This is a genomic window from Variovorax sp. V118 (assembly GCF_041154445.1).
GTDB classification, from domain to species: Bacteria; Pseudomonadota; Gammaproteobacteria; order Burkholderiales; family Burkholderiaceae_C; genus Variovorax; species Variovorax boronicumulans.
Genome location: NZ_AP028663.1, coordinates 2738411 through 2755911, shown reverse-complemented (window position 1 = coordinate 2755911; position 17501 = coordinate 2738411). Strand labels below are relative to the sequence as shown.

Here is a 17501-nt window from a genome sequence, read left to right as displayed (position 1 = left end):
GGCGCAGCACCTTCGGGTGCGCGCCGCTTTTTTTCGTCGATCTCAGGGTAATTCCGGGCCGCAAGGGCAGGGCGCGGCCCTTGCATTGCGTTAACCATGCACTCACAATTATGCGTAATTACAGGAAATTACGCGAAACGCCCACCGACTTTCCGAGTCCTTCACGCATGCGCCTGGTCCCCAATTCCCTCCACGACGAAGTCGCCGCCACGCTGCGCGAGCAGATCTTCGACGGCACGCTGTCGCCCGGCAGCTTCGTGGACGAGGTGGCCCTGTGCGAGCGGCTGTCGATCTCGCGCACGCCGCTGCGCGAGGCGCTGAAGGTACTCACCGCCGAAGGCCTGCTGCGCCACGAGCCGCGCCGCGGTTGCTTCGTGAACGAGGTGACCGAGCGCGACCTGGACGAGATCTTTCCGGTGATCGCGCTGCTCGAAGGGCGCTGCGCCTACGAGGCCGCGCGCAACGCCAGCGACGCCGAGCTGAACGAGCTCGACGCGCTGCACGAGCGCCTGGTGCGCCACGCCAAGGCGCGGCGCATCAACGACTACTACGCCACCAACCACATCATTCACGAGGCGATCATCAAGCTCGCCGACAACAAGTGGCTGGCCCAGGTGATCGGCGACCTGCGCAAGATCCTGAAGCTCGCGCGGCTACAGCAGCTGCACGCGCCGGGGCGGCTCGACCAGAGCCTGTCGGAGCACCTGGCTGTGTTCGCCGCGCTCAAGGCGCGCGACAGCGAAGGCGCCGACGCCGCCATGCGCACCCACATGACGCGCCAGCGCGAGGCGCTGCGCGAAGTGATGCAACAGCAGAAATCCCGGGTGATGCCGTGACACGCATCAGCACCGACACAGTCAACGGCACAGGAGCAGATCGATGAGTGCGACCGAGTGGTTCCAGGCGCGCCTGCGCATGGGCGAATCGTCCAAGGTTCCCGTGGCGAGCAACGGCGCCACGAAAGGCCCGGCCCGCCATACGCCCAAGCCCAGCGCCCGCACCACCGCCGAGCGGCTGCAGGCCACGCTGCGCAAGGCCGACGAGGCGCTGTCGCCGCGCACGCTGCGCCGCGTGCTGGCCGAACTTCAGGCGGTGATCGATCCGCGCGTGAGCGAGGTCGAGGGCGGCCGCCGCGCCCATGCCATCGCGCAGGCCTACGCCGGCGCCTCGCCCGAAGAGCGCCGCGACTACTGGGCGCTCATGAGCGAGCATTTCGCCGCCGATGCGGGCAAGCTCAAGAGCGCGCGCGACCAGCACCAGAGCGCCGTCGGCACCCCCGACGAAGGGCAGGCCGAGCTGCGCCTGCGCCGCGCGCTGGTGTCGCCGCGCATGCGGCTGCTGCAGCGCTTCGCGGTCGAGCCCGGCGGCATGCGCTTTTTGGTCGACCTGCGCGCCGACCTGCTGCCGTGCCTGAAGTCCGACAAGCGCCTGCTCGCGCTCGAGGCCGAGCTGGAGCACCTGTTTTCCACCTGGTTCGACGTGGCTTTTCTCGAGCTGCGCCGCATCGACTGGAACTCGCCGGCCTCGCTGATCGAGAAGCTCATCCGCTACGAGGCGGTGCACGACATCAAGAGCTGGTCCGACGTGAAGAACCGCCTGGACGACAGCGACCGCCGCTGCTACGGCTTCTTCCATCCGCGCCTGCCGAACGAGCCGCTCATCTTCGTCGAGGTGGCGCTGGTCGACCGCATCAGCGAAGGCATCATGCCGCTGCTCGACGAGGCCGCCGTGCCGGTGCAGCCGGCCAAGGCCACCACCGCGATCTTCTATTCGATCAGCAACACGCAAACCGGCCTTCGCGGCGTGAGCTTCGGCGACTCGCTCATCAAGCGCGTGGTCGAGACCCTGCAGGACGAGCTGCCGCGCCTGAAGACCTTCGCCACGCTGTCGCCCATTCCGGGCCTGCGCGCGTGGCTCGCCAAGAACGCCGGCGAACTGCTGCCGCGCCTGGACGAGAAGCGCGAAGCCGAACTCGGCCGCCTCGTCGGCTCGGTGCCGCCCACAGCCGAGCGTTTGCTGGCCGCGGTCGATGCGGCGGCAGAACTCGACGCGAAATCGCCGCTGCGCCAGTGGCTGCTGCAGGTCACGGCCGAGTACCTGGGCCGCACGCTGGTCGACGGCACGCCGGCCGACCCGGTCGCGCGCTTCCACCTGGGCAACGGCGCGCGCGTCGAGCGGCTCAACTGGGCCGGCGACCCGTCGGCCAAGGGGCTCAAGCAGTCGTACGGCCTCATGGTCAACTACCTGTACGACCTCAAGCGCCTGGACCGCCATCGCACCTGGCTGGCCGAAGGCAAGATCGCGGTTTCGGGAGACATCGAAGGCCTGTTCCTCAAAAAAGGCTGAGTCCGTTCGCTTCGCCGCGGCAGCGCTGCGGCCCGCACCTTGACCGCCGGAGGGCGGCAACATCTACAACGACGACGACAGGAGACGAGACAGATGACGCAACAGAGTTTTCAACGACGCGATGTGCTGCGCGTCGCCGCCGCTGCCGGGGCCGTGGCCCTTTGCGGCGGTGCGCGCGCCCAAGGCTGGCCGACCAAGCCCGTGACCATGGTGGTGCCGTTCCCGGCCGGCGGAGGCACCGACGCCTTCGCGCGTCCGCTGTCGGCCCAGTTCTCCCGCGCGGCGGGCCAGACGCTGGTCATCGACAACCGCGGCGGCGCGGGCGGCACCGTGGGCGCGAGCATCGCGGCCAAGCTGCCGGCCGACGGCTACTCGCTCTTCATGGGCGCCGTGCACCACGCGATCGCACCGTCGATCTACCCCAAGCTCGACTACGACCTCGAGAAAGACTTCGTGCCTCTGATGCTGCTGGCCAACGTGCCGCAGGTGGTGGTGGTCAACCCGAAGCGGGTGCAGGCCGCGACCATCCAGGAGCTCATTGCCACCGCCAAGCGCAACCCCGGCAAGCTCAACTACGGCTCGGCCGGCTCAGGCACCTCGCACCACCTGGCGGGCGAGCTGTTCAAGCTGCAGACCGGCACCTTCATCACCCACATCCCGTACCGCGGCGCGGGCCCGGCGCTGTCCGATCTGATCGCGGGCAACGTCGACCTGATGTTCGACGGCCTGGGTTCTTCCGCGCAGCACATCAAGGGCGGCCGCATCAAGGCGCTCATGGTCGCCGGCGCCAAGCGCAACCCCGCGTTCCCCGACGTGCCCTGCGCCGCCGAGGTCGGCCTGCCCGACTACACCGTCACCACCTGGTACGGCCTGTGGGCGCCCAAGGGCACGCCGGCCGAAGCGCAGACGCAGATCATCGACACGATGAAGAAGGCGCTGGGCACCGACGAGCTGAAGGCCATCTGGGCCCAGAACGGCTCCGAGATCCCGAACGTCACGAACGCCGCCTACGGCCGCTTCGTCAATGCCGAGATCAAGCGATGGGCCACCGTCGTGAAGGCCTCGGGCGCCAAGCTCGAATGACCGAGCGGCAGGTCTCGCTGCGCCGCGAAGGCGCCGTGGCGCTCGTCACGCTGTCGAACCCGGGGCGTCTCAATGCGATGACGCGCGCCATGTGGCGCGAGTTGCGCGCGGTGTTCGACGGGCTGCACGGCGACACCGCGCTGCGCTGCGTCGTCGTGCGCGGGGAGGGCGGGGCCTTCTGCGCGGGCGGCGACATCTCCGAGTACCCCTCGTTCCGCTTCGAGGAAGCGAGCCTGCGCGAGTTTCACGAGAACGAAGTCTGGGCCGCGCTGCAGGCGATGCTCGACTGCCCGCTGCCGCTGGTGGCCCAGATCGAAGGCGCCTGCATGGGCGCCGGCGTCGAGATCGCCAGCTGCTGCGACATCCGCCTGGCCGGCGCGTCGTCGAAGTTCGGCGCACCGATCGCGAAGCTGGGCTTTCCGATGGCGCCGCGTGAAGCCGCGCTGGTGCATGGCGCCATCGGCGACGTGCTGGCGCGCGACATGCTGCTGGCCGCCGGCGTGCATGGCGCGCAGCGGCTGTACGACGCGAGCTTTCTGCTGCACGTGCTGCCCGACGCCGAGGTGCCGGCCGCCGCGCAGGCGCATGCGGCGCGCATTGCCGCGCTGTCGCCGCAGGCCGCGCGCCTGCACAAGGCGACCTTCACTGCGCTCAAGCGCGGCGGCGAGGCGGCGCAGCAGCTGCTGGCCACCGCGTACGACTACGCCGACACCGCCGAGCACCGCGAGGGCATCGATGCCTTCCTGGGCAAGCGCCCTCCGAATTTCCGACCTTCCTGAGCCTGCCGTTTGATGATGACGAAGATGATGAAGACGAAGTCCTCCCCCAACGCCAACCTGTTCGCCGCCTTGCGCGCCGCCTTTCCCGCCGACCTCGACGCCATCGCGGTCGAGACCGACAACGGTCTGCACTATTCGTGGCGCGACCTCGACCGCGCCAGCGCGATGATCGCCAACCTGCTCGACGGCCTGAAGCTCGAGAAGGGCGCGCGCGTCGCCGTGCAGGTCGAGAAATCGGTCGAAGCCATGCTGCTGTACCTCGCGACCCTGCGCGCGGGCTACGTGTTCCTGCCGCTCAACACGGCCTACCAGAGCGCCGAGATCGAGTACTTCATCGGCAACGCCGAGCCCGCCGTGGTCGTGTGCACCGGCCGCAACGCGGCCTGGGTGCGCCCCATCGCCGAGGCGGCCGGCACGCGCCACGTGTTCACGCTGGACGACGACCGCACCGGCACGCTGCTCGACGCGGCGGCGCGCTGCAGCGACCGCCACACCGTGGCCATCAAGAAGCCCGACGACCTCGCCGCCATCCTGTACACCAGCGGCACCACCGGCCGCAGCAAGGGCGCGATGCTCACGCACCGCAACCTGCTGTCGAACGCCGAAGTGCTCAAGGACTACTGGGGCTGGACGAAGGGCGACGTGCTGATTCACGCGCTGCCGATCTTCCACGTGCACGGCCTGTTCGTGGCGCTGCACGGTGCGCTGCTCAACGGCAGCAAGATCCTGTGGTTCTCGAAGTTCGACCCCAAGCGCATCGTCGCCAAGCTGCCCGAGGCCACGGTGTTCATGGGCGTGCCCACGCTCTATGTGCGCCTGCTGGCCGAGCCGGGCCTCACGCGCGAGGCGGTGCGCACCATGCGCCTCTTCGTCGCGGGCTCGGCGCCGCTGCTCATCGAAACGTTTGACGAGTGGCGCGAGCGCACCGGCCACACCATCCTCGAACGCTACGGCATGAGCGAGACCGCCATGCTCACGTCCAACCCGTACGACGCCGCCAAGGGCGAGCGCCGTGGCGGCACCGTCGGCTTCGCGCTGCCCGGTGTGCAACTGCGCGTGCGCGACGACGAGGGCAAGGACCTGCCGGTCGACGAGATCGGCGGCATCCAGGTGAAGGGCCCCAACGTGTTCGCCGGCTACTGGCGCATGCCTGAGAAGACGAAGGAAGAGTTCACCGCCGACGGCTTCTTCAAGACCGGTGACGTGGGCAAGATCGATGCGCGCGGCTACATCACCATCGTCGGGCGCAGCAAAGATTTGATCATCAGCGGCGGCTACAACGTCTACCCGGCCGAGATCGAGGGCTACATCAACGAGATGGCCGGCGTGGCCGAAAGCGCCGTCATCGGCGTGCCGCACCCCGACTTCGGCGAGGTGGGCGTGGCCATCGTGATCCCCAAGGGCGGCGCCACGATCGACGCCGACGCCATCGTGGCCGAGCTCAAGGCCAAGCTGGCGAACTTCAAGATCCCCAAGCGCTGCTTCGTCGTGCCGGAGCTGCCGCGCAACACGATGGGCAAGGTGCAGAAGGCGCTGCTGCGCGCGGAGCACAAGGGGCTGTTCGCCGCCTGAGTCCCGCCGCGCGCCCGGGCTTCAGGCGGCGGGTGCGAGCCCGTTCATCAGCCCGCTGCGCGCGTGGCAGTTGATGTATTCGTAGCTTTGCTCGTCGGCCTTGAGCACCGACACCTCGTGGTACAGGCGCAGGCGCAGCTCGAAGTTCAGCGCCTGCACATAGCGCATGAAGCTGCCGAAGATCGCGACGTGTGTCGGGTGCGACTCGGCCCAGCGCTCCATGTCGGCCAACGAGCGCCAGTAGCTCAGGCCGAAGGACTTCTGCAGCGGTGCACCGTGTGCGTCGAGGTGGTGCATGAAGCGGTTGCTGTAGCAGCCAATGGGCAGGCCCTGGTCGCGCAGGAAATCCATGCCTTCGCGCAGTACCGGGGCCATGTCTTCCAGGTAGAGCTGGCGTTCCTGGCCGGTGGTCTCGGTCCATTCCTGGCCCGAACGGATCATCGCGAGGTGCGTGTGGCCCGCGATGCGCACGCGCTGGCCCGGTGCAGGCGTGCCGGCGATCACCGCGCGCGTGCCCGAAGGCGCGAGCGCGTCTGCCTGCGCGAGCGGGAGTCGATCGCGCATCGACCCCCAGTAGCCGTGCTCCTGCAGTTCGCCGCTCACACCGCCCATCACCACGCCGATGCCCTCGAGGCGGTCGGGCGTGCTGAACAGGGTCTCGAAGTGCGCAGCACGCGGGGAGGCGATTTCGCGGAAGTAGCCGAGGCCTTCATGCAAGCGCTCGTCGGCGTTCCACCAGGCCTCGATGGCGGGCGTGGCACGCCAGCGCGCGAACGCCGCCGCATCGTGCCAGTAGGCGATGGCGATCAGGTTGTCGTACCCGTCGGCGTCGACGCAACGGGCCAGGTCGTGGTGGCCGGGCCCGTCGGGCAGGGCGAAGTCGCGGGTGATCTTCAGGAGCGCGGCGCAGGCCCGGCCCTGCATCGCCGGGCCGCGCGATTGCACGCCGAAATAGCCCATCACGACCTGGGTCGTCGCCGCGGGCGCGCGCGCCGACCAGCCGGGGTAGGGCGGGGTGTGGTCGTCTGCCACGCGGCGCTCGCGGGTGCGCGGGCAGCGCAGGTGCTCGGGGATGGCCGATTCCATGGTGCGGCTCCGTGGTCGGCTCAGGCCACGACCGGCTCGGGCACGCTGCCCTCGGGCTCCGGCGTGAGCTGCACCACCACGGGCGTGCGCCGCGTCTTGTTCAGCAGCAGCTGCGTGACGTCGGGCCGCGAATAGTGGCCGCTCGGATCGGCCGCCGCCTTGGCGAGCGCGATCATGCCGAGGTCGATGTCGGCGACCACCAGGCCTTCGGCGTCTTCGGCCAGCGGCGTGCCCAGTGGCGAACCGTCCGGGCCGTAGATGCGCGCATGTCCGCCGCCGACGCCCAGCATCTGCCGCTTGCCGTCGTCGGTGCACATCAGCTCGCTCATCGCCTTCGACACCGTGGCGCAGGGCGCGATGACGAAGCAGCCGCCCTCGACCGCATACACCTGGCTCGCGGCGTTGTTGACCTCATGGCCCAGCGCGTAGGCCGCGCCGCGGTAGAGCGAAAAGCTCGGCCATGCACCGCAGTGGATCTGCTCGTTCTGCGCGTACATCGCGTACTTGCTCAGCGGCTGCAGGTGTTCCCAGCAGCACAGCGAGCCGATGTTGCCCAGGGGCGTCTGGACCACGTGCAGGTCGGCGCCGTCGCCTTCGCCGAACACGGTGCGTTCCACGTGCGTGGGCTTGAGCTTGCGGCGCGTCTGCACGGTACGGCCCTGGTCGTCGATCAGCGCCTGCGCGATGTACAGGCTGCCCGCCGCTTTCTCGCTGTAACCGAGCGAGAGCCAGATCTTGTGCTGGCGCGCCGCCGCCTGCAGGCGTTCGAACTCGGGCGAGCCGATGACCAGTGAGTTGTCGTGGTAGCGCTGCACGAACTGCATGCCCCAGGCCGGCGAATCGAGCCAGACCCACCACGGGTAGCCCGGCACCCAGGTCTCGGGAAAGGCGATGAGCTGCACGCCCTGTTTCGCGGCCTGCGCCATGAGGTCGATGGTCTTGTCGATGGTGGCGTCGAGGTCGAGGAAAACAGGCGCGGCCTGCACGGCGGCGACGCGGAGCTGGGGGTGGACGGTGGTCGGCATGGGGTGTTCTCCGGGGGCAATGAACGTAACGAAATCCCCGCCGTGCGCACCGGGTTTGCGCGGTGGCATGCGGGTTGCATGAAGCGTAAATTCGCGCCGCCGGAACGCCTTGACCCGGATTGGCGGCGTTCTTGTTCCAGCGTTGCATGTGCCTTGCGAAGGCCTTCCGAGGACCCCGATGACTCCCTTGCTCAGCACCGATGCCGTCCCGCGCGACCAGCGGCTCGCGTACTGGACCGACATGATCTGCAACGTCTACGTGCAGCTCGAGTGCGACGCGGTGCGCACCGGCGAGGGCGGCGATTTCGAGGGCAGCATCCGCCAGCACGCGCTGCCCGGTCTCGGCATGTCGGTCGTGACCTCGCGGGCGCAGAAGGTGATGCGCACGCCGGGCCACATCGCCGCGTCGAGCGACGACTGTTTTCTCGTGAGCATCCAGGCGCGCGGGCAGGGCGTGGTGCGCCAGGACGGGCGCGACGCCGTGCTCGGCGCCGGCGACTTCGCGCTGTACGACAGCACGCGGCCTTATCAGCTGCTGTTCGACCAGCCCTTCGAGCAGATCGTGCTCAAGCTGCCCGGCGAGCGGCTGCGCAGCGAGCTGCGCGACACCGAGGCGCTCACGGCCACCACCGTGTCAGGGCGCGAGGGCGCAGGGCACCTGCTGCTGGGCATGATCCGCACGCTGCGCGAGGACTTCGACGCGCTGCAGCCGGCCTCGGCGCTGGCGGTGGCCCATGGCGTGCAGAACATCCTCGTGGCCGGCCTGCAAACGCTGCCTGCGGCGCACGCACCGGCGCTCAGCAAGCTCACGGCGTACCACCTCGCGCGCGTGAAGCAGCGCATCGACGAGCAGCTGGCCGATCCGACGCTGTCGGTGGGCACGCTGGCGGCGCAGCTGGGCATGTCTGTGAGCCACATCCACCGCGTGTTCAAGAGCGAGCCGCTGACGCCCTCGCAGTACATCTGGGAGCGTCGGCTCGACGCATGCAGCCGCGACCTGCTGGAGCCGCGCCTGGCAGGGCGGCCGGTGGGAGAGATCGCGTACGGGAGGGGGTTCAACGACGCGGCGCATTTCAGCCGCGCGTTTCGCGAGCGCTTCGGATGTTCGCCGCGCGAATGGCGGCAGCAGCGCTCGCCGCAATGACCGCGGCCACGGCGCATCGGCCGTCGCCGGGGCGGTCGGGACTTCTTACTGGACCAGCAGCACCGAGATGTCGGTCTCGGCCACGACCTTGGTCGCGACCGAGCCCATCAGCGCGCGGCCCAGGATGCCGTGGCCGTGCGTGCCCAGCACGATCAGCTCGGCCTTCGATTCGGTGGCCGACTTGAGGATTTCCTCGGCCGCGTGGCCGTGGCGCGCGTCGGCGGTGAAGTTGGCCACGCCTTTCTCGGCGAACCAGGCCTTCACCGGGTCGAGCACCTTGGCGTTTTCCTCGGCGTAGTACTCGGTGACGATTTCCTTGCTCAGGTGGCGCGCCACGTGGCCGGAGATGCCGGTGCAGACATTGACCACCACCAGCTCGTGGCCGTCCACGAACATGGCGCGGTTGGCCAGCAGGTAATTGAGGGCCTTTTGCGTGTAGGCGCTGCCGTCGACTGCAATGAGGATTTTCATGGTTTTCCTTCTACGACTGTGAACAAGTGCCGCATAGGATGGCACAGGAAAGCCACGGGGTGTTTGATATGCCTCAGCCCCGCAGGCCCTTCCAGAGCATGTAGGCGGCCAGCAGGTACAGGATGCTCGCGAACACGCGCTTGAGCTTCTTCACCGGCAGGCTGTGCGCGGCCCTGGCGCCCAGCGGGGCGGTGAACACGCTGCAGGCCGCGATCACCACGAGCGCGGGCAGCCAGATGTAGCCGAAGGCGCCGGCCGGCAGGCCCTGCACCGACTGCCCGCTGAGCACATAGCCCAGCACGTTGGCCACTGCAATGGGAAAGCCCAGCGCCGCACTGGTCGCCACCGCGTTGTGGATCGCCACGTTGCACCAGGTCATGAACGGCACGCTGATGAAGCCGCCGCCCGCGCCCACCAGGCCCGAGATGAAGCCGATGGTGCCGCCCGCCGCGAGCTGGCCGCCGGTGCCGGGCATCTGGCGCGTGGGCTTGGGCTTCTTGTCGAGGAACATCTGCGTGGCCGAGAAGCCCACGAACAGCGCGAAGAAGATGGCCAGCGCCGTGCCCTTGAGCAGCGCGAACACGCCCAGGCTGCCCGCCAGGCTGCCGATCACGATGCCGGGGGCCAGGCGCTGCACGATGTCCCAGCGCACCGCGCCGCGCTTGTGGTGCGCGCGCACGCTGGACACCGACGTGAAGATGATCGTCGCCATCGAGGTCGCGATCGCCATCTTCACCGCCAGGTCGGCCGGCACGCCGCGCTGGCCCATGATGATCGTGATGAACGGCACCATCAGCATGCCGCCGCCGATGCCCAGCAGGCCGGCGAGGAAACCGGTGCCCAGGCCGAGCGCGGCGAGTTCGGCGATCAGGAGCGGGTCGAGCAGGGCAGCGAGGTTCACGGGAGGATGGGGAAAGAACGAGCGGCTGAAAAAGCAACGGCCCCGTGCGGTGAAGCAGGGGGCCGTGGCGGGAAAAGGTGTCTGCAGATGGTGTGCCGGACCCGCATCCTGAACCAGGGTTCAGGTGGGCGAGGGCAGCAGGACTTCGGGTTCATCTGACGCGAGATGATCACGCCCGTCAAGCGATGTACCAAGCCCGGCTCCGGAGAGCATTGGAACAAGGAAATATTAAGCCCGACACGTCTGCAGACAAAACGGATTTTACGCCCCGGATGTGCCGGGCCGCGTGCCCTCAGAGCAAATGTCCATCGCCCGCCAGGGCCTGATCGAGTCTCTGAATGAGCTGGGCGGCCTTCGGGTCGGTGTCGGCGGCGGTTTCTTCGGTGGCTGCGGCAACGGCAGGGGCCGGTGCGGCGGCAGCAGCGGCCTGCTGGGCCGCGAGATCGAAAGCCAGGTTCAGCGAGGCGAGCACGGCGATGCGGTCGCGGGCCTTCACCTTGCCCGCGTCGCGGATCTTGCACATGGCCGCGTCCACGCGGTCGACGGCCTCGCGCAGTTGCGCTTCGCCGCCGTCGGGACAGCCGAGCAAATAGCTCTGGCCCATGATCTGTACTTCAATCTGCTTCATGCGTGATGGGAATCTTCGGAAGGGGGTTCGGCCGGCAGCCGTTCGAGCAGGGCATCGAGGCGGGTGCGGGCCGCGGCGAGCCGCGACTTCAGGCCGTCGCGTTCACGCGTGAGCGCATCGACCTGTTCCTGCAGCAGCGCGTTGGTGCGCTGCACCTCTTCGTGACGCACGAGCAGGCGTTCCACACGCTCGGCGATCTGGTCGATGGGGCTGGAGGCGGGCATGGTTGGCGATTGTAGTTTCCCGGGAATTCGGAACATCCGGCGCACCGCGCGGGGCGCGCACCGGACGTGGCCGAGATTCTGGGGCCTGCGCCGCCCGTGATCAAACCCGGTGTGGCGTGTGCGCCCCGTGGGCCTAAAATCTCGCCCGTTGGTGCTCGCGGCGTGGTTCGCACGGCGCAGTTCAACGGGAAGCAGGAGTGGACGCCCCCCGGGGCCGAAGCCGCCTGCGCTGCCCCCGCAACGGTCAAGCAGACGACGCCGCAACGCGTCACCCCTTTCCATCCAGCCACTGGGCGCCCTGAAACAGGTGCCTGGGAAGGCGGCAAAGGGTCGATCTGCCAGCCCGGATACCGGCCAACAAGGCGGCTGCCGCATCGGCAGCCATGACGCCCATGGCGCCGGCGGGGAAGCCGGCCAGGGCATAGAAGTTCGTTCGGTTCACCCCATGATTTCCTGTGTTTCCCTCTCCAGCGGCCGCGCCAGCGTGCGCCGCAACCGTCCCGCGTGCCTGCCGCTGACGCTCGCCCTGGCCTCGGCCTTCGGCGGCCTGGCCCTGGCGCCGCTGGCCGCGCAGGCGCAAGCCGCAGCAGCAGCACCTGCCACGCTCGACGAGACCGTCGTCACCGCCAACCGCACGCCGCAGGCGCTGTCGGACCTGGTGGGCGATGTCTCCATCGTCGACCGCAAGACCATCGAGCGCAGCGGTGCGACCGGCGTGGCCGACGTGCTGGCGCGCCTGCCGGGCATGGAGATCTCGCGCAGCGGCGGCGTGGGCAACGCCACCAGCGTGTTCATCCGCGGCGCCGAATCGCGCTTCACCGCGGTCTACCTCGATGGCGTGCGCATCGATTCGCAATCGACCGGCGGCGCCGGCTGGGAAGGCATTCCGCTCGCGCAGATCGACCGCATCGAAGTGCTGCGCGGCCCGGCCGCCGCGGTGTACGGCTCGGACGCCGTGGGCGGCGTGATCCAGCTCTTCACCAAGCGCGGCGAGGAGGGCGTGTCGCCCTACGCCGGCATCGGCTTCGGCAGCCACGGCCTGCGCAAGATCGAAGGCGGCGTGAGCGGCAAGTCGGGCCTGCTCGACTACTCGTTCGGCGTGGCGCACGAGGAAAGCAAGGGCTTCAACATCCAGCCGATCGCCAAGCGCACGCCCTCGAAGGACGGCTTCACCAACCCCGACCGCGACGGCTACCGCAGCACCTCGGGCAACCTGAAGCTGGGCTTCCAGATCACGCCCGACCAGCGCATCGACGCCACCTTGCTCACCAGCAACACCGAGGCGGCCTACGACCCGTCGGTGAGCTTTCGCACCAAGCCGCCGATCACCTTCCGCGACGACGTGTCGACCAACGAACTGCGCACCGCCGGCCTGACCTGGTCGGCCAAGTGGAACGACATCTACAGCACCCGCCTGCAGGTGACCGATTCGCAGACCGTCTACAAGACCCAGCCCTCGTTCTATCGCACCGAGACCCGCCTGCGCGGCTACCTGTTCCAGAACGAATTCCGTTTCGGCGCGCACCTGGTGACCGCCACGCTCGAGCGCCGCGAAGACGCGCTCGAGAACGCGCCGACCACCTCGGCCAAGCTGTTCTCGCGCGACCGCTCGCAGAACGCCGCCGCACTGGGCTACGGCTACGTGAAGGGCCCGCATTCGCTGCAGCTGCATGTGCGCCATGACGACGACAGCGAGTTCGGCGGCAAGACCACCGGCAGCGCCGCCTACGGCTACGCCATCACGCCGAGCCTGCGCGCCACCGTGTCGGCCGGCACCGCGTTCCGCGCGCCCACGCTGTACCAGCGCTTCAGCGAGTACGGCCTGGCGAGCCTGCAGCCCGAATCGAGCCGCAACGTCGAGCTGGGCCTGCAGTACACGGCCGGCGCCACGCAGGCCGGCATCGTGCTGTACCGCAACCGCGTGCAGAACCTGATCGTGTTCGACGGCAGCGCCAAGGGTTGCCAGTCGTCGTTCGGCTGCTACGCCAGCACGGCGCGTGCGCGCTACCAGGGCGTGACGCTCACGGGCGGCCACCGCATCGGCGACGTCACGCTGCGCGCCTCGCTCGATTACCAGGACCCGCGCGACCTCGCCACCGACCACCTGCTGGCACGCCGCGCCCGGGCGCACGGCACGCTGGGCGCCGACTGGCGCATCGCCGGCTGGACGCTGGGCGCCGAGCTCCAGAGCTCGGGCAAGCGCTACGACGACGCGGCCAACACCGTCAAGCTCGGCGGCTACACGCTGCTGAACCTGTCGGCCAGCAAGCAGATCATGCGCGACCTGAACCTGGTGGCGCGCGTGGACAATGTGGGCGACAAGGACTACCAGTTCGCACGGCTCTACGCCACCGGGGGCCGCACCGCGTACGTCGGACTCAAGTGGACTCCGCAGTAAACACCCGCCGCTCCTCGCCCGGCGCAGCCGTCACCTGCGCCGCGGTGCTCGTGGCCGCGCCGGCCTCGGGGCAGGGCAAGACCACGGTCGCGGCCGCGCTCGCGCGGCTGCACGTGCGCCAGGGCCGCCGCGTGCGGGCCTTCAAGTGCGGTCCCGACTTCCTCGATCCGCACTGGCTCGCGCTGGCCACCGGCGCGCCGGTGCATTCGCTCGACCTGTGGATGACCGGCGAAGCCGACTGCCGCGCGCGCCTGCATGCCGCCGCGTGCGAGGCCGACCTGGTGATCGTCGAAGGCGTGATGGGCCTGTTCGACGGCACGCCCAGCGCGGCCGAACTGGCCGAGCGCTTGGGCCTGCCCGTGCTGGCCGTGATCGATGCGCAGGCCATGACCGGCACCTTCGGCGCGCTGGCCTACGGCCTGCAGAACTTCCGCCCGGGCCTGCCCTGGGCCGGCGTGCTCGCCAACCGCGTGGCCGGCGAGCGCCATGCCGACATGCTGAAGGACGCCTTGCGCGAACCCGGCGACTGGCTCGGTGCCCTGCCGCGCAGCGCCGATTTCGCGCTGCCCGAACGCCACCTGGGGCTGGTCGGCGCCGCCGAACTCGGCGATGCGATGGTGCGGCTCGACGCCGCGGCCGACGTGCTCGCCGCCACGCCGCTGGGGCAGCGCGCGCCCGGGCAGCTGCCGCAGGTGAGCTTCGAGCCCGCGCCGACGGCGGCCGTCGCGCCGCTGCTGGCCGGACGCACCATCGCCATCGCGCGCGACACGGCGTTCTCGTTCATCTACCCGGCCAACCTCGAGGTGCTCGAAGCCCTCGGCGCGCGGCTCGCGTTCTTCTCGCCGCTGGCCGACGAGCCGCTGCCGCCCTGCGACGCCGCCTGGCTGCCCGGCGGCTACCCCGAACTGCACGCGGCCGTGCTGTCGGCCAGCGACCGGCTGCGGCTCTCGCTCGCCAACCACGTCACGGCCGGCAAGCCGATCTGGGCCGAGTGCGGCGGCATGATGGCGCTGTTTGACGAACTCGCCACGCGCGACGACGCCGAGCCGACCGACGTGCACCGCCTCTGGGGCGTGCTGCCGGGGCGGGCCGTCATGCAGAAGCGGCTGGCCGGCCTCGGCCCGCAGCAGCTCGACCTGGGCGCGCATGCCCTGCGCGGCCACACCTTCCACTACTCGCGCTGCGAGACGCCGCTCGCGCCCGCCGCGCGCACCGTCGGCACGCGCGGCGGCGAGGCACTGTACGTGCACGGCCCCGTGCGCGCGAGCTACTTCCATGCGTGGTTCGCGTCCAGCCCGGAAGCGACCGCGCGGCTCTTCAGCGCCATGCCCCTCGAACTCGACAGCCACGCCGCACAGGCGCCCCCCGATGCCCCTCACTGAGCACGAATTCATCCTCGGCGGCCAGAAAAGCGGCAAGTCGCGCCGCGCCGAACAGCGCGCGGCCGACTGGCTGGCTTCGGGGCCCGCATCGCGCCGCGCGGTGCTGATCGCCACCGCGCAGGCCCACGACGACGAGATGCGCGAGCGCATCGCGCGCCACCAGGCCGACCGCGCCGAGCGCGTGCCCGGTCTGCAGACCCTCGAGGAGCCGATCGAGCTGGGCCGCGCCATCGTCACGCAGAGCGCGCCCGACACGCTCGTGGTGGTCGACTGCCTCACGCTGTGGCTCACCAACCTGCTGATGCCGCTGCGCACCGAAGGCGCCGCCGTGGTCACGCGCACGCCCTCGGCGCACGCCACGCTGCTGCTCATCGCGCTGCGCGAGGCGCGCGGGCCGGTGGTGCTGGTCGGCAACGAGATCGGCCTGGGCGTGATCCCGCTGGGCCGCGAGACCCGTGCCTTTGTCGACGTGCTCGGCCGGCTGAACCAGGACGTGGCGGCCGCCTGCCACCGCGCGACGCTGATGGTCGCCGGCCTGCCGCTGACGCTGAAGGCGCCCGGCGCATGAGCCTCGATCGCATGAAGACCTGGTTGCGCGCGTCGCTGCTCGGGCTCGCCCTGGTGGTGGGCGCGCAGGCGGCGCAGGCCGTCGACGTGGTCGACGAGCGCGGCGTCACCGTGCACCTGGCGCAACCGCCGCAGCGCATCGTCTCGCTGCTGCCGTCGCTGACCGAAGGCGTCTGCGCACTCGGCGCCTGCGACCGCCTGATCGGCGTCGACCGGTATTCCAATTCGCCCGCGCAGGTGCGCGCGCTGCCGCAGCTCGGCGGCGGGATCGATCCGAACGTCGAAGCCATCGTCGCGCTCAAGCCCGACGTGGTGCTGCTCGCCAAGTCGTCGCGTGTCACGCAGCGGCTCGAAGCGCTGGGCCTGAAGGTGATCGTGCTCGAACCCAAGAGCCACGCCGACGTGCGCCGCGTGCTGGGCGCGCTCGACCAGGTGCTCGGCACGCACGAGGCGCCCGCCGTGTGGCGCGCCATCGACGCGGCCGTGTCGGCCGCGGCGCAGTCGCTGCCCGCTAGCGCCAAGGGCCTGCGCGTGTACTTCGAAGTCAACACCGGCCCCTACGCGGCGGGCGATTCGTCCTTCATCGGCGAGACGCTCGCGCGGCTGGGCGTGAAGAACATCGTGCCGGCGTCGCTCGGCCCCTTTCCCAAGCTCAACCCCGAGTTCGTCGTGCGCGCGAACCCCGACCTCATCATGGTCAGCGTGCGCAGCGCGATGGGGCTGGAGCAGCGCCCCGGCTGGGGCGGCATCCGCGCGGTGCGCGAAGGCCGCGTGTGCCGATTCGACGCCGAGCAGACCGACGTGGTCGTGCGCCCCGGCCCGCGCATGGACGAGGCCGCGCGCCTGATGGCGCAGTGCCTGGCGGACAAGGGGCGGTGAGCGGCATGCATTCCGCGCACCTGCGTCGCGTGCTGCTGCTCGGTGCCGGCCTGCTGGTGCTGGGCGCGGCGCTGCTGCTCTTCGGCCTGGGCATCGGCAGCACCGGTTTCCAGAGCCTGCTGTCCGCACGGCACGACCCGGTGGCGCTGCAGATCGTGTGGGACATCCGCCTGCCGCGCACCCTCGGCGCGTGGCTGGCGGGCGCGCTGCTCGGGCTCGCGGGCGCGGTGGCGCAGGGCCTGTTCCGCAACCCGCTGGCCGATCCGTACCTGCTGGGCAGCGCCTCGGGCGCCTCGCTGGCCGTGGCGCTGGCGCTGATGCTGTTCGGCGGCTCCGTCACCAGCACGCAATGGGTGATGCGCCTCGGGCTCACCGGCGCGGCCTTTGTCGGCGCCGTGGCCGCGGTGCTGCTCACGCTCACGCTGGCGCGCGGCGTGCAGCAGACCCTGCGGCTGTTGCTGGCGGGCGTGATCGTCGGCGTGGTGCTGGGCGCCGCCAAGGACCTCATCACCATCGCCTCGGCCGACATTCTTCAGGCGCTGCAGGGCTTCGTGCTCGGCAGTACCGGGCTGGTCGGCTGGGCCGCCTGTGCCGTGATGGCGGCGGTCGGCGCGGCCTGCCTGCTGCTGGCCTGGGCGCTCGCGCCGGTGCTCGACGGCCTGGCGCTGGGCGAGGCCACGGCGCGCAGCCTGGGCCTGCCGCTGGGCGCCATGCGCGCCGCGCTGGTGGCGGTGCTGGCGCTGGCGACCGGCGCCGCCGTCGCGCAGACCGGGCTCATCGCTTTTGTCGGCTTGGCCGCGCCGCACCTGGTGCGCTCGGTGGTCAAGACCACGCATGCGCGGCTGATCGTGCTGTCGGCGCTGATGGGCGGGCTGCTGCTGATGGCGGCCGACCTGCTGGCGCGCTGGCTGATCGCGCCGCAGGAACTGCCGGTGGGTGTGCTCACCGCGGTGCTCGGCGGCAGCTACCTGCTGTGGCTGATGCACCGGCGCGGCGCGAAGGGAGGCGGCATATGA

At 70.1% G+C, this 17501-nt stretch carries 17 protein-coding genes and 1 riboswitch; of the genes, 11 read left to right on the top strand and 6 right to left on the bottom strand.

Annotated features, from left to right (window positions below):
• Window positions 1-167 precede the first annotated feature (167 nt).
• The 5 genes from ACAM52_RS12780 (at window position 168) to ACAM52_RS12760 (ending at window position 5780) form a co-directional block, all read left to right on the top strand.
• Window positions 168-836, top strand: coding sequence for a GntR family transcriptional regulator (locus ACAM52_RS12780; RefSeq protein WP_062480546.1), 669 nt, complete (start codon window positions 168-170; stop codon window positions 834-836).
• Between the two features lie 43 nt (window positions 837-879).
• Window positions 880-2346, top strand: a complete 1467-nt coding sequence (locus tag ACAM52_RS12775; protein WP_159277136.1) for a malonyl-CoA decarboxylase — start codon at window positions 880-882, stop codon at window positions 2344-2346.
• A 93-nt stretch (window positions 2347-2439) separates the two neighbouring features.
• Entirely contained in the window at window positions 2440-3429 is a 990-nt protein-coding gene (locus tag ACAM52_RS12770; RefSeq protein WP_062480542.1) for a tripartite tricarboxylate transporter substrate binding protein, read from the top strand.
• The gene (locus ACAM52_RS12765; protein WP_369647220.1) at window positions 3426-4208 is read left to right on the top strand and encodes an enoyl-CoA hydratase/isomerase family protein; all 783 of its coding nucleotides are present in this window, start codon (window positions 3426-3428) and stop codon (window positions 4206-4208) included. The genes ACAM52_RS12770 and ACAM52_RS12765 overlap by 4 nt, the downstream gene beginning before the upstream one ends.
• A 27-nt stretch (window positions 4209-4235) precedes the next feature.
• On the top strand, window positions 4236-5780 hold the full coding sequence (locus tag ACAM52_RS12760) for a malonyl-CoA synthase (RefSeq protein ID WP_369647219.1): 1545 nt from the start codon (window positions 4236-4238) through the stop codon (window positions 5778-5780).
• Window positions 5781-5801: 21 nt separating this feature from the next.
• Here ACAM52_RS12760 and ACAM52_RS12755 read toward each other — a convergent pair whose 3' ends face one another.
• Both ACAM52_RS12755 and ACAM52_RS12750 read right to left on the bottom strand, forming a co-directional pair.
• A complete protein-coding gene (locus ACAM52_RS12755; protein ID WP_369647218.1) occupies window positions 5802-6866 on the bottom strand; it encodes a phenylacetaldoxime dehydratase family protein in 1065 nt (354 codons plus the stop codon).
• Window positions 6867-6886: 20 nt separating this feature from the next.
• Window positions 6887-7891, bottom strand: coding sequence for a carbon-nitrogen hydrolase family protein (locus tag ACAM52_RS12750; RefSeq protein ID WP_369647217.1), 1005 nt, complete (start codon window positions 7889-7891; stop codon window positions 6887-6889).
• 178 nt (window positions 7892-8069) lie between these two features.
• Between ACAM52_RS12750 and ACAM52_RS12745 the strand changes: the two genes are divergently transcribed.
• Window positions 8070-9035 (top strand): helix-turn-helix domain-containing protein, encoded by a 966-nt coding sequence (locus ACAM52_RS12745; RefSeq protein WP_369647216.1) that lies wholly within the window; start codon window positions 8070-8072, stop codon window positions 9033-9035.
• Between the two features lie 45 nt (window positions 9036-9080).
• On the opposite strand, the gene ACAM52_RS12740 is transcribed toward ACAM52_RS12745, so the two are convergent.
• From ACAM52_RS12740 to ACAM52_RS12725, 4 genes are all read right to left on the bottom strand, one after another.
• The gene (locus tag ACAM52_RS12740; RefSeq protein ID WP_062480532.1) at window positions 9081-9506 is read right to left on the bottom strand and encodes a universal stress protein; all 426 of its coding nucleotides are present in this window, start codon (window positions 9504-9506) and stop codon (window positions 9081-9083) included.
• A gap of 73 nt (window positions 9507-9579) precedes the next feature.
• Entirely contained in the window at window positions 9580-10407 is an 828-nt protein-coding gene (locus ACAM52_RS12735) for a sulfite exporter TauE/SafE family protein (protein ID WP_062480530.1), read from the bottom strand.
• Between the two features lie 292 nt (window positions 10408-10699).
• Window positions 10700-11035 (bottom strand): cell division protein ZapA, encoded by a 336-nt coding sequence (locus tag ACAM52_RS12730; protein WP_369647215.1) that lies wholly within the window; start codon window positions 11033-11035, stop codon window positions 10700-10702.
• A complete protein-coding gene (locus ACAM52_RS12725) occupies window positions 11032-11259 on the bottom strand; it encodes a hypothetical protein (protein ID WP_056581479.1) in 228 nt (75 codons plus the stop codon). The genes ACAM52_RS12730 and ACAM52_RS12725 overlap by 4 nt, the downstream gene beginning before the upstream one ends.
• 132 nt (window positions 11260-11391) lie before the next feature.
• A riboswitch (cobalamin riboswitch) is annotated at window positions 11392-11633 on the top strand.
• Between the two features lie 71 nt (window positions 11634-11704).
• Between ACAM52_RS12725 and ACAM52_RS12720 the strand changes: the two genes are divergently transcribed.
• The 5 genes from ACAM52_RS12720 to ACAM52_RS12700 are packed head-to-tail and all read left to right on the top strand — an operon-like array spanning window position 11705 to window position 17501.
• Window positions 11705-13657, top strand: coding sequence for a TonB-dependent receptor (locus ACAM52_RS12720; RefSeq protein ID WP_369647214.1), 1953 nt, complete (start codon window positions 11705-11707; stop codon window positions 13655-13657).
• Window positions 13642-15039, top strand: coding sequence for a cobyrinate a,c-diamide synthase (locus ACAM52_RS12715; protein ID WP_369647213.1), 1398 nt, complete (start codon window positions 13642-13644; stop codon window positions 15037-15039). Before ACAM52_RS12720 ends, ACAM52_RS12715 begins: the two co-directional genes overlap by 16 nt.
• Window positions 15026-15607 carry a bifunctional adenosylcobinamide kinase/adenosylcobinamide-phosphate guanylyltransferase gene (locus ACAM52_RS12710; protein ID WP_159271953.1) on the top strand — a complete coding sequence of 194 codons (582 nt, stop codon included), beginning with the start codon at window positions 15026-15028 and terminating at the stop codon, window positions 15605-15607. The genes ACAM52_RS12715 and ACAM52_RS12710 overlap by 14 nt, the downstream gene beginning before the upstream one ends.
• Before the next feature lie 11 nt (window positions 15608-15618).
• Window positions 15619-16485 carry an ABC transporter substrate-binding protein gene (locus ACAM52_RS12705; RefSeq protein WP_369647729.1) on the top strand — a complete coding sequence of 289 codons (867 nt, stop codon included), beginning with the start codon at window positions 15619-15621 and terminating at the stop codon, window positions 16483-16485.
• A 5-nt stretch (window positions 16486-16490) separates the two neighbouring features.
• The gene (locus tag ACAM52_RS12700; RefSeq protein WP_369647212.1) at window positions 16491-17501 is read left to right on the top strand and encodes a FecCD family ABC transporter permease; all 1011 of its coding nucleotides are present in this window, start codon (window positions 16491-16493) and stop codon (window positions 17499-17501) included.